Here is a 12,034-nt window from a genome sequence, read left to right on the forward strand (position 1 = left end):
CAATGGTGCCGATGTTGCAGTGCGGTTTACTGCGCTCAAACTTTTCCTTAGCCATCTCGGGCGCTTTCTACGTTTGGGGGGTCACTCTGACCCGATTACCTCTACGGCGCGCGACATATTGCGTTGCGCGACAAAAATCAAGCGGGCTTTCACTCAGCGAAGCTCATCTAGCTGTTTCTTACGCTCCGCGCGTTCCTGAGACGTGTCTTTCCAGCACTCCGCCAAAACCTCCGCCGGCACGTCGTCCGCCAGACAGGCACGGTTGTCGTAAATCCAGGTTTCGATCTGTTTGGCCGCGTTGAACGTCAGGTTGTCCATCTGTTCTTCGGCTGTCATCGTCATGCCCGAACTCACACCAAATGTGGTAAAGCTCTCAAGAACCACAAATTCACGCGCCTCTTCGTTGAATTTGCCGCCTGCACGGTCATCCCATGCGGTGACAGTGATGATAAGTGCGGACTTTGGCGACAGCACCAGCGGCACACCATTCTGAGCCAAAACATAGCCCGATATGTTGATGCCAAAGTGAACCACCCGGTCGCCGTCATACCGTCCAAATCGCGAATCAATCGCGTTTTTCATCGACGCGATAAACGCATCCTTTGATGCCTCTCGGGACAGCGGGCCTTTTTGGAATTGCGGTGCCACCACAATATTGTGACCCAGCACAAAATCACCCAGATCGCGCTTCTGATCAGTCACGGGGCCGCTCGGGGCCGTGCAAGACGCCAGCGCCACCAGCGCTGCGACGCAAATTGCCAATCGGATCATGCTCGACAGTCCCTCTAGTCCTCTTTGTCAGGTGGCATACCCGAACCATCCGGTTGGCGCAATCGCAGGCTATGCGCAACGACGTGATCGCCGTAGTCTTCGCCAACGTATAAGACTTGAAACATCTCAGGAGCACCACCGTGACCCGTCTGCCGGCCAAGTCTTCCGACCGCAAACCCCCGGTTTTTGTGCCATTGGCAACCGAGCCGCTTGGGCTCATGGGGTCACTCAAGGCAGCGCGCAGCAATCTCTTGTCGATTCTGCCAGAAATCGCGGTGCGTCAACCGATGGTTTCGGGACAAACCGGGATCCGCTGGCACATGATCATGGACCCCGGCGCGATTCGGCGGGTGCTGCTGGAAAACGTCGACAACTACCCCAAATCCAAAGCCACCAAAAACATCCTGCGCCCCGCCATTGGCGATAGCCTTTTTGTCGCCGAGGGCGCCCATTGGCGTTGGCAACGCCGCGCCGCCGCTCCTGTGTTCAGTCAGCGCAACATGCTGGCACTGGCCCCGTTCATGAGCGCCGCCGCTTTGCGCTCTGTTGACCGCGTGGCTGCTGCCGGCAACCGCGCCGTGGATTTTCAGGACGAAATGGTGCGCACCACCTTTGATGTCATTTCCGAAGTCACGTTCTCCGGTGATGGCAGCTTTGACGCCGACGCGGTGCACCGCGCCATCGACCTTTATATCGCCGAGGCCGGCAAGGTCTCTTTGCTCGACATGCTTGGCATTCCCGACTGGGTTCCCCGCCCGGGGCGGATGTTTTCCGGCAAAGCCGTGGGCAAGATGAAAGCTGTGGCGGATGAAGCGATCGAGGCCCGACGCACACGCGGCGCAGGCGACGTGCCGGACCTTCTGGATTTGTTGATGGCCGGCGTCGATCCCGAAACCGCCAAATCCATGAACACATCCGAACTGCGCGACAACTTATTGACCTTCATTGTGGCAGGCCACGAAACCACCGCGCTGACGCTGGCTTGGTCGTTGTATCTGTGCGCCTACGACCAAGGCATTCAGGATCAGGCGCGGGCAGAGGCTTCCTCTGTCATTAAAGGAGAGGCCGCCACCGGCGAAGAAGCCGCGCGCATGCCCCTGATCCGTCAGATCGTGGACGAGGCGCTGCGGCTTTACCCTCCGGCAGGGATCATTTCGCGGACCGCGCAAGAGGCAGACGTGCTCTGTGCCCGCGACATCCGCCCGGGCGACACAGTTATGATCCCGATCTATGCGCTGCATCGCAATCATGCGCTCTGGGAGGATCCAAACGCGTTTGACCCCGGCCGTTTCGCAGATCGCAAGACTGTGGATCGCTATGCCTACCTGCCTTTTGGGGACGGGCCGCGAATCTGCATCGGCGCGAGCTTTGCCATTCAGGAAGCCGTGATGATCCTCGCCACTTTACTCACCCGTTTCCACTTTGAGCCGGTGGCGGGACGTGACCCGGATCCCGTGATGATCCTGACGTTGCGGCCCGAAAATGGCGTCTGGCTGACGGCGCGTCCGGTTTAGGGCGAGCGCCCGCCGCCTTTAGGGGTTGGGCGTGGCAGCGGCGATGCCGCTTCTTTGGGGCCAGCCCCCGACGCGGCAAGCCGCGTCTCCCCCGGGGTGTATGTGACCAGAAAGAAGCGCTGACTTTAGCCAAACGTGTAGGTTTTAGGGAAGCCGTAGGGAGCTTTTTTGCCGACGCCTGCGCGTTTGCCCAGCCATTCGCTGAGGTCTGCTTCATGGCGGGTTTTACCCCCCATCGACCAGCTTAGACCTTCGGCCCAGTCAAAGGTTGTGATGTCAGACAGGCCACCATCCAGTTCCAATGTGCCCTGACGTCCGCGTGCCATGTTGTATTTCTGAATGCGCACGCCCTTGCCACGGCCCAGTTCCGGCAGCTCTTCAAGTGGGAACACAAGGAAACGGCCATTTTTGGATACCACTGCAACGTGATCTCCGGATGCAGGAATGCAAATCTGTGCGCGTGCGTCATCTTTGACGTTCAGCACCTGCTTGCCTGTCCGCGTTTGCGCAATCACGTCTTTTTCTGGCACCACAAACCCGTCGCCGGCGCTTGAGGCGACCAACAGCTTGCGCTCTTTGTCATGCACAAAAATGTCAACAATTTCAGCTTCATTCGGGAGATCGACCATCAATCGAAGAGGCTCACCCATGCCGCGACCACCCGGTAAATTGGCGGCGCTCAGCGTGTAGAACCGCCCATTGGTGGCAAACACCAAAAGACGGTCCGTGGTCTCTGCGTGGAAGACAAACCTTGGCCCGTCACCGTCTTTGAATTTAAGTTCGCGTGTCAGGTCAATGTGACCCGACATAGCGCGGATCCACCCCATCTGAGAGCAGACAACAGTGATCGGTTCACGATCAATCATCGCTTCGATCGGCACATCTTCGACTTCACCCGCTTCGGCAAACTGAGTACGGCGCGCGCCGCCTTCGTGGTCTTTGCCAAAGAGCCTTTTGGCCTCTTTCAGCTGATCCGAAATGCGCTCCCACTGCAGGCTATCACTGTCCAGCAGGTCTTCGAGCCCGGCGCGTTCCAGCATCAAGGCGTCGCGTTCCCGCACCAGTTCCAGCTCTTCCAGACGACGCAAACTGCGCAGGCGCATGTTCAAAATAGCTTCGGCCTGAACTTCTGTCAGCTCGCCCTCACCTGTCGTCGGCAGCGGCGACGTATAGTCGCTTTCGGAGGTGGCCCGCGCGTGGTCCACACCCCAATCCTCGGCCATAAGTGCTTGTTTTGGCGCATCATCATAGCGGATGATATCGATCACGCGGTCCAGATTGAGGAAGGCAATGATAAAGCCTTCAAGCACCTCAAGCCGGTGGTCGATCTTTTCCATGCGGTGCTTGGAACGGCGGATCAACACGTCGCGGCGGAAGTCCAAGAACGCCCGCAGCACTTCTTTCATCGAACAGACCTTGGGCGTGACCCCGTCGATCAGCACATTCATGTTCAAAGAGAACCGCACCTCAAGATCAGAGTTGCGATAAAGCATGTTCATCAGGACGTCTGGATCCACATTCTTGGATTTTGGCTCCAGCACTAGCCGGATGTCGTCGGCACTTTCGTCGCGCACATCCCCCAGAATAGGCACTTTCTTGGTCTGGATCACCTCGGCCAATTTCTCGATCAGGCGCGATTTTTGCACCTGATAGGGGATCTCGGTGACCACGATCTGCCACTGTCCCCGACCCAAGTCTTCTTTTTCCCATTTGGCCCGCAACCGGAACGACCCGCGTCCAGTGCGATAGGCCTGCGCAATGTTTTCTTTAGGTTCAACAATCACGCCGCCGGTGGGGAAATCCGGCCCCGGTACATAGTTCAGCAGCGTGTCTTCGCGCACGTCCGGCGTCTTGATCATATGAAGGCAGGCGTCGCACAGCTCGGCAATGTTGTGCGGCGGAATATTTGTCGCCATGCCAACCGCAATCCCGCTGGACCCATTGGCCAGAAGGTTCGGAAAGGTTGCCGGCAAAACCACCGGCTCCGTCAATGTGCCGTCATAGTTCTCACGGAAATCAACAGCGTTTTCGTTCAACCCGTCCAGCATTGCTTCTGCCACAGAGGTCATCCGGGCTTCGGTGTAACGGCTGGCGGCGGGGTTATCGCCGTCGATGTTGCCAAAATTCCCCTGACCGTCGACCAGCGGATAGCGAACATTGAAATCCTGCGCCAGACGGGCCATCGCGTCATAAATCGCCATATCCCCATGCGGGTGATAGTTGCCCATCACGTCGCCGGAAATTTTGGCCGACTTGCGGAAACCGCCCGAGGAGTTGAGCTTCAACTCGCGCATTGCATAGAGAATCCGGCGGTGCACAGGCTTCAGCCCGTCGCGGGCATCCGGCAAGGCGCGGTGCATAATCGTGCTCAGCGCATAGGTCAGATAGCGCTCACCAATGGCGCGGCGCAGCGGTTCGGTTACATTCTGGGCGGAAAAGTCATCGTCGATCTGGTCGGTCATAGTGCGGTGATACCCAAGGCTGCAGCCCCGGTAAAGCGGCCGAACGGGGATTAATCAGGTTTTTTCCCCTGAGGAGGGACTCTTGCCTTTGATAATCTGTTATTGTGATGCGTGCCTATTTGTTGTGACGTGCCCAGTAATTCGGAGATTTTCTCGTGAACAAGTTTGTTGTTGTTAGTTTGGCGGTCATGGCTTGGGCGTTTTATGAGCTCAGCGGCGGTTCCGATTTTGAACCAAAATACCGTCGCGATATTGCTCAGGCTCAAACCCCCAAGACCCTTGTTTCCCATGAGCCCGCGCGCATCACGCCCACCCCTATTGAACCCGTTGTAACATTGGCCTCTGCGGCGGTGCCGACGGAACGCCGCACACAGATCGAAACGGTCCCAGTAGCCCCCGCCAACCAGACGCCACTTCACAACGTCGACGCCGCGTCTGTCACAAGCTTTCAGACGCCCAAAGTCGCGTCACTTTCGCTGACCGAAACGTTTGCCGCCCCAGACACAAAAATCGGGACGCAGCCGACCCTCGCTGCAGTGAATTCACATGATTTGATTCTTATCGACCCGAAAAAAGATCTGCGTTCTGTGCGTGGGTCTCGCGTGAATTTGCGAGGCGGACCAGGCACGTCTTTTGCTGTTTTGGGTGTTCTGACGCGTGGACAAGAAGTTGAGGTGCTGCAAGACGAGGGCAAAGGTTGGGTAAAACTGCGCGATCATGAAACCGGTCGCGTCGGCTGGATGGCCGGCAAGATGCTTGCCCAAATCGCCGAGTGATCCGAAACACAGTCAAATCTACATCAGACTAATTTTGTCAGGATTGACCACCTGACAGTTTTCATCGTACTTCTCGGGCAAATCCAATGTTGAAGGCCCGAAGTATGATTGTCTGTAGTTGTGCACGAATCTCGGACACCGATATTCACTCCGCCATCGATTGGATGCGCGCGTCAGACACCACCGCAATCATAACGCCTGGCAAAATCTATCACGCCCTCGGGAAATCGCCCAACTGCGGCGGCTGCATGAAGCTTTTTGTTGCCTCAATGCGCGCGAACCCTAATCTGGAAGTGCCGGCCGAATTGCGCGGTCTGCGCAGCACACAATCCAGTAGGAGTGAACGTGATGAAGGGCGATCCCAAGGTTATCGAGTATCTGAACAAAGCGCTGCGGGTTGAACTGACCGCCGTCAGTCAATTCTGGCTGCACTACCGCCTGCAGAAAGACTGGGGCTATGGCAAGCTCGCCAAAAAGATGCGTGAAGAAAGCATCGAAGAGATGGAGCATGCCGACAGCCTGATCGACCGCATCATTTTCCTCGAAGGCCATCCAAACCTACAAACGTTGGACGCGCTGCGCATCGGCGAAAACGTGCGCGAAACCCTTGCGTGCGACCTCGAAGCAGAAATGGAGGCCGTCGCGCTTTATTCCGAGGCCCGCAAGTATTGTGCGGACGTTGGTGATTATGCCTCGATGGGGCTGTTTGAAAGCTTGATCAACGACGAGCAGGGCCATATCGACTTCCTTGAAACACAACTTGATCTGCACGACACGATTGGCGCTCAGAACTACGGCCAACTCAACGCCGAAAGCGCCGACGAGGCAGACGACTAACATAGGCCCAACGGGGCAGCCGGACACACAATGACCAAAAAGACCATTCTCATTACCGGCTGCTCGACGGGCATTGGCCTTGTCGCCGCTCGTGATCTTCGCCAACACGGCTGGCATGTGATCGCCAGTTGCCGCCAGCAACGCGACTGCGATCGCCTGCGCGCCGAAGGTTTCCTGAGCCCTCGACTGGACTACTGTGACCCCGACAGCATTACCGCCGCGGTGGCAGAGGTCATGGCCGAAACCGGTGGCACACTGGATGCGGTTTTTCACAACGGCGCGCGCGGACTGCCCGGTGCGATCGAAGACCTGCCAACTGACGGATTTCGCGACCTGATGGAAAGCAATCTGCTGGGCTGGCACGAACTTACGCGTCAACTCATGCCGATCATGCGCGCGCAAGGGCACGGTCGAATTGTCCTGAACTCATCGGTGCTGGGCTACGTGTCCATGCGTTATCGAGGCGCCTATGTGGCCACAAAATTCGCCCTCGAGGGCTGGGCCGACTGCCTGCGAATCGAATTGCGCGACAGCCCGATCTCCGTCAGCCTGATTGAACCAGGACCGATCACTTCCGCTTTGCGGCGCAACAATGCGCATCAATTTCACCGCTGGATCGACTGGGAAAAATCGCCGCACGCAGACAACTATCGCACGGGTCTGGTTGCGCGCTTTGCCGAAGACAAACAGAGCCTTGATCCCTTTGAGCTGCCAGCAGAGGCCGTTGTGGCCAAGCTCATTCACGCGCTCGAAAATCCCCGTCCCCGCGCGCGCTATCGCGTCACCAAGCCCGCCCACATCATGTCACTGCTGCGCCGGCTTCTTCCAACAAAAACGCTCGACTGGGTGATCTCCAAAGGCTGACAGGCCGTATTCGCCCAGCAAGGGAGTTCAGTTTTGCCCAAACAGCGGCTATGTCTGAACCCCGTCAAAGAAACAGGAGCAGAATCATGGCCAACGATCCCCTTTTTTGGGTTGCCGCAATCGCATGTCTGAGCGTGCTGGTCATTCTGGTGATCGGCGTCGGGGTTTTTGCCAAAGGCGGTGATTTCAATCGCAAATATGCCAACAAGCTCATGCGTCTGCGCATCGCCGCACAATTCATTGCGGTGGTGATGATTCTGATCTTCGTCTGGTTCCGCTCAGGAGGTTGAACGACATGGTTGTTCTGAACAAAATCTACACCCGCACCGGCGACAAAGGCACAACCGCGCTTGGCAATGGCGACCGCGTCGCCAAATATGATGCGCGCGTCACGGCCTACGGCACCTCGGATGAACTTAACGCAACGCTGGGCGTCGCCCGCTTGCACACTGATGGCGCGATGGACACGCAACTGTCCTATATTCAGAACGATCTCTTTGATCTCGGCGCAGATCTCTGCCGACCCGACATGGCCAAAGACGCCACCTCCGAATATCCGCCGCTGCGCATGGCCGAAAGTCAGGTCCTGCGGCTTGAGGCGGAAATCGACGCCATGAACGATCGCCTTGAACCCCTGCGCAGCTTTATCCTGCCCGGCGGGTCTGCCTTATCGGCACATTTACACATTTGCCGCACTGTCGCCCGCCGTGCCGAACGCCTCTCTGTGGAACTGGCGCAGTCCGAAGAGGTCAACCCACATGTCGTGACCTACCTCAACCGGCTGTCGGACTGGTTCTTTGTGGCTGCACGCATCGCCAACGACGACGGACGCGCTGATGTGCTCTGGGTCCCCGGCGCGAATCGCTAACCTGACCGTTTAGCGGCGATTGCGCTAACATCTCGGCTTACGCAATTTGTCCTTACGTAACTTTTCTGCGCCGCCGCAATATTCTTGCAAGAAACGTAGCGTGAAACAGCCCAACGTGACGTCGATACGCACAAACGTGACGATTTTGCTCTGTTTCACGGGCGCGCAAGAATATATCAACGCCCTGAGAGCATTGCTTGAGCCGGACCCCGGCTCTGACATTTTGTAAGGAGTCCAACGCCCATGAAGGTACTTGTGCCTGTCAAGCGCGTGATTGACTACAACGTGAAGGTCCGTGTGAAAGCGGACGGGACCGGTGTCGATCTCGCCAACGTAAAAATGTCGATGAACCCATTCGACGAAATCGCCGTCGAAGAGGCCATCCGCCTGAAAGAAGCCGGCAAGGCTGACGAAGTGATCGCAGTGTCGATCGGCGTCAAGCAAGCTCAGGAAACCCTGCGCACCGCCCTCGCCATGGGCGCCGACCGCGCTATTCTCGTGGTTGCTGCTGACGATGTACATCAGGACATCGAGCCGCTGGCCGTTGCCAAAATCCTCGCCAAAGTGGTCGAAGAAGAGCAGCCCGGTCTGGTTCTCTGCGGCAAGCAGGCGATCGACAACGACATGAACGCCACTGGTCAAATGCTGTCCGCCCTTTTGGGTTGGTCGCAAGCGACATTCGCGTCCGAGGTCGACATCGACGGCGACAACGCTGTTGTGACCCGCGAAGTGGACGGCGGTTTGCAAACCATCAAGGTTTCGACCCCAACCATCATCTCGGTTGATCTGCGTTTGAACGAGCCACGCTACGCGTCGCTGCCAAACATCATGAAAGCCAAGAAAAAGCCGCTGGATGAGAAAACAGCTGCTGATTACGGCGTCGACGTCACACCACGTCTGGAAGTTGTTAAAACCTCCGAGCCGTCCGAGCGTGCCGCAGGCATCATGGTTGGCTCCGTAGACGAGCTGGTCGAGAAACTCAAAGAAGCGGGGGCTGTGTAATGGCTGTTCTTCTTCTCGCAGAAGTCAACAACGGCGAACTGGCGATGGACGCCACCGCCAAGGCTGTCACCGCATCCAAAACTTTGGGTGACGTGACCATTCTGGCCGCTGGTGCATCTGCCGCAGCCGCCGGCGAAGCTGCTGCCAAGATCGACGGCGTGGCAAAGGTTCTGGTTGCTGAGGACGCGTCCTTGGGCCACCGCCTTGCAGAGCCGACAGCCGCGCTGATCGTCTCGCTGGCTGGCGACTATAGCCACATCGTGGCACCTGCCACCACCGACGCGAAAAACGTGATGCCCCGCGTGGCAGCACTTTTGGACGTGATGGTGCTTTCCGAAGTGACCGCCGTGGTCGACGCCGACACATTCGAGCGTCCGATCTATGCCGGTAACGCAATCCAGACTGTAAAATCGTCCGATGCAACAAAGGTCATCACCTTCCGTACATCGACCTTTGACGCAGCTGGCGAAGGTGGCTCCGCATCCGTGGGAACCATTGGCGCAACCGACAACCCCGGTCTGTCCGAATGGATTGAAGACAAGGTTGCCGCAAGCGATCGTCCCGAGTTGACCTCGGCTGGCATCGTTGTCTCCGGTGGTCGTGGTGTTGGCTCCGAAGAGGACTTCAAAATCATCGAGGCCCTCGCCGACAAACTGGGTGCCGCTGTTGGCGCATCCCGCGCAGCCGTTGACTCGGGCTATGCCCCCAACGACTGGCAGGTTGGTCAAACTGGTAAAGTTGTGGCACCTGATCTGTACATCGCTGCAGGTATCTCGGGCGCCATTCAGCACCTTGCCGGTATGAAAGACTCCAAGATCATCGTTGCGATCAACAAAGACGAAGAAGCACCTATCTTCCAGGTTGCTGACTTTGGGTTGGTTGCCGATCTGTTTGAGGCCGTTCCGGCCCTGACCGAAAAGCTTGGCTAACGCGCATCAGGCGGCCTAGGCCGCCTGCCCTAGACACACAAAAAGGCCCGCTCATTGGCGGGCCTTTTCTTTTGCGTTCAAATAACCGGGGCGAATTCAATCAGAGCAGGTCTTTGACCTTTGCGGCGACCTTCTGAGCCGTAAGCTCGTGTACTTTCGGGCCAAGCATAACCTTCGCCGCAACCTTTTCCATTTCAGAGCACACCATACCGTCGGTGGACTGCAAAGCGTCTTCAGGCGTTACAACCACTTCGACAAGACCGTCGACCAACGGCGCCAAACCATCAAGCATTCCTCGATCAACAAACAGCGGATCACGACCAAGCTCTGAGGTGGCAACCTCGTCATCAGGGGTATGTGCCGACACCCACAAAAGGATCACTTTGCCGCTGATGGTATTGAGTAGCAGCTTCATCCGCGCGTTCCACGCCATCTTCAGCTCTTCGCGCACCATCGCGTAACGCTCTGGCGCCCGTGACTGCAGCGTTTGCAGCATGTGCCGGTTAAAGTGAAACTCGCTGAAATCGACCTCGGGAAACACCAACTGCATCATTTGGGACGCGCTGATGAACCGGTCGTTGCGGCGCGGATGCACCTTGTAATACCGGTTCGACATATTCTGCGCGCCCATCACCTGAATCACGGTGACATCCGCATGTTGCGCCACATCCAACGCCGGTGGCTCTGCGAGAAAAGCATCAATGCCAGCGTTCACACACCCCAGATTGACGCATTCCCGATCCAATTCGGTTTCCACCAGCGACACAAACGGAGTCGGTACAAATTTTCCATAGGTCTCCGTTCCACCGATGAAAGCCACATAGGCATCTTCAAGCGTCTTTTTCGGACCACGAAATGTGATCCGAGATTTTCCATACCGACACGGAGCGTAATCAATTTCACCAGCGTCCATTTTAGCAAACGACATATTTTCACCACAACTATCCTCACCCGCGCCCAGATTCGCGCAAACTGTTTGCCAAATGCCTAAAGTGCTAAGTTACAGTAAATTTTAGCCACCCCGCCCCCTTGCGGTGGGGTGAAACGCAGGCATAAGGTTCGACAAAGCCAAATAATGGGGTCGGATCATGGACATCGGGTCAATCGGAGTGGTCGGAGCCGGCCAAATGGGCAATGGCATCGCGCATGTTATGGCGCTGGCGGGCTATGAAGTCCTGCTCAACGACATCGATCAGAACGCGTTGGACGCAGCTGTCGCGCGAATCGATAAGAATCTTGAGCGTCAGGTGAGTCGCGAAACGATCTCTGCCGACGAAAAGGCCGCCGCGATGGCGCGCATTGGAACAACTTTGGAACTGCCTGCCTTGGGCGGCACCGATTTGGTGATTGAGGCGGCGACCGAACGCGAAGAAATCAAACACCAGATCTTTGACACGCTGAAGCCGCATCTCAACCCGGACACGATCCTGACCTCCAACACCTCATCTATTTCGATCACCCGACTGGCTTCCCGCACCACCAACCCCGAACGTTTCATGGGGTTTCACTTCATGAACCCCGTGCCGGTGATGCAACTGGTCGAACTAATCCGTGGCATTGCGACCGATGAACCCACCTACCAAACCTGTCTGGGCATCGTCACCAAACTGGGCAAAACCGCTGCCAGTGCCGAGGATTTCCCGGCGTTCATCGTAAACCGCATCCTGATCCCGATGATCAACGAAGCCTGCTATACCCTGTACGAAGGCGTGGGCAATGTGGCATCGATCGACAACGCATTGAAGCTCGGCGCCAACCATCCAATGGGCCCGCTCGAATTGGCGGACTTTATCGGTTTGGACACCTGTCTTGCGATCATGAACGTGCTGCACGACGGTCTTGCCGACACCAAATACCGCCCTTGCCCGCTTTTGACCAAATACGTCGAAGCTGGCTGGTTGGGCCGCAAGGTCAAACGCGGGTTCTATGATTACCGTGGCGACGTCCCTGTTCCGACCCGCTGATCTTTGCGGGGCCGTTTTCCAATGGACAGTCGCGTGAACAGGTTTTG

Annotated in this window: 13 protein-coding genes; 10 read left to right on the forward strand and 3 right to left on the reverse strand. The window is 57.1% G+C overall.

Translation table 11 applies throughout. The annotated features are described in order from the left end of the window. Window positions 1–153 precede the first annotated feature (153 nt). Window positions 154–771: a hypothetical protein gene (locus tag SHIM_RS15615; RefSeq protein WP_054003618.1), complete on the reverse strand. Its 618-nt coding sequence runs from the start codon at window positions 769–771 to the stop codon at window positions 154–156. Between the two features lie 218 nt (window positions 772–989). On the opposite strand from SHIM_RS15615, the gene SHIM_RS15620 reads away from it, so the two are divergent. After that, a complete protein-coding gene (locus SHIM_RS15620; protein ID WP_082358425.1) occupies window positions 990–2,285 on the forward strand; it encodes a cytochrome P450 in 1,296 nt (431 codons plus the stop codon). 125 nt (window positions 2,286–2,410) lie between these two features. Here SHIM_RS15620 and SHIM_RS15625 read toward each other — a convergent pair whose 3' ends face one another. Beyond that, window positions 2,411–4,747 carry a DNA topoisomerase IV subunit A gene (locus SHIM_RS15625; RefSeq protein ID WP_054003619.1) on the reverse strand — a complete coding sequence of 779 codons (2,337 nt, stop codon included), beginning with the start codon at window positions 4,745–4,747 and terminating at the stop codon, window positions 2,411–2,413. A 155-nt stretch (window positions 4,748–4,902) separates the two neighbouring features. Here SHIM_RS15625 and SHIM_RS15630 point away from each other — a divergent pair, with 155 nt between their 5' ends. The 8 genes from SHIM_RS15630 to SHIM_RS15660 all read left to right on the forward strand — a co-directional run bounded on the left by SHIM_RS15630 (window position 4,903) and on the right by SHIM_RS15660 (window position 10,023). Then, window positions 4,903–5,523, forward strand: a complete 621-nt coding sequence (locus SHIM_RS15630) for an SH3 domain-containing protein (RefSeq protein ID WP_054003620.1) — start codon at window positions 4,903–4,905, stop codon at window positions 5,521–5,523. A gap of 348 nt (window positions 5,524–5,871) precedes the next feature. After that, window positions 5,872–6,360 carry a bacterioferritin gene (gene bfr / locus SHIM_RS15635; RefSeq protein ID WP_054003662.1) on the forward strand — a complete coding sequence of 163 codons (489 nt, stop codon included), beginning with the start codon at window positions 5,872–5,874 and terminating at the stop codon, window positions 6,358–6,360. A 30-nt stretch (window positions 6,361–6,390) separates the two neighbouring features. Then, the gene (locus SHIM_RS15640) at window positions 6,391–7,224 is read left to right on the forward strand and encodes an SDR family NAD(P)-dependent oxidoreductase (protein ID WP_054003621.1); all 834 of its coding nucleotides are present in this window, start codon (window positions 6,391–6,393) and stop codon (window positions 7,222–7,224) included. An 86-nt stretch (window positions 7,225–7,310) separates the two neighbouring features. Further along, a complete protein-coding gene (locus tag SHIM_RS15645) occupies window positions 7,311–7,514 on the forward strand; it encodes a twin transmembrane helix small protein (protein ID WP_054003622.1) in 204 nt (67 codons plus the stop codon). A 5-nt stretch (window positions 7,515–7,519) separates the two neighbouring features. Continuing rightward, the gene (locus SHIM_RS15650; protein WP_054003623.1) at window positions 7,520–8,092 is read left to right on the forward strand and encodes a cob(I)yrinic acid a,c-diamide adenosyltransferase; all 573 of its coding nucleotides are present in this window, start codon (window positions 7,520–7,522) and stop codon (window positions 8,090–8,092) included. A gap of 100 nt (window positions 8,093–8,192) precedes the next feature. Further along, on the forward strand, window positions 8,193–8,321 hold the full coding sequence (locus SHIM_RS20635; RefSeq protein WP_275043957.1) for a hypothetical protein: 129 nt from the start codon (window positions 8,193–8,195) through the stop codon (window positions 8,319–8,321). A gap of 14 nt (window positions 8,322–8,335) precedes the next feature. Then, window positions 8,336–9,094, forward strand: a complete 759-nt coding sequence (locus tag SHIM_RS15655) for an electron transfer flavoprotein subunit beta/FixA family protein (protein WP_054003624.1) — start codon at window positions 8,336–8,338, stop codon at window positions 9,092–9,094. Beyond that, window positions 9,094–10,023, forward strand: coding sequence for an electron transfer flavoprotein subunit alpha/FixB family protein (locus SHIM_RS15660; protein ID WP_054003625.1), 930 nt, complete (start codon window positions 9,094–9,096; stop codon window positions 10,021–10,023). Before SHIM_RS15655 ends, SHIM_RS15660 begins: the two co-directional genes overlap by 1 nt. A gap of 100 nt (window positions 10,024–10,123) precedes the next feature. Here SHIM_RS15660 and SHIM_RS15665 read toward each other — a convergent pair whose 3' ends face one another. Continuing rightward, the gene (locus SHIM_RS15665) at window positions 10,124–10,951 is read right to left on the reverse strand and encodes a DUF6473 family protein (RefSeq protein ID WP_054003626.1); all 828 of its coding nucleotides are present in this window, start codon (window positions 10,949–10,951) and stop codon (window positions 10,124–10,126) included. A 160-nt stretch (window positions 10,952–11,111) separates the two neighbouring features. Between SHIM_RS15665 and SHIM_RS15670 the strand changes: the two genes are divergently transcribed. Beyond that, the gene (locus SHIM_RS15670) at window positions 11,112–11,987 is read left to right on the forward strand and encodes a 3-hydroxybutyryl-CoA dehydrogenase (RefSeq protein ID WP_054003627.1); all 876 of its coding nucleotides are present in this window, start codon (window positions 11,112–11,114) and stop codon (window positions 11,985–11,987) included. Window positions 11,988–12,034 lie beyond the last annotated feature (47 nt).

The sequence above is a fragment of the Shimia sp. SK013 genome (assembly GCF_001292625.1).
GTDB lineage: Bacteria > Pseudomonadota > Alphaproteobacteria > Rhodobacterales > Rhodobacteraceae > Shimia.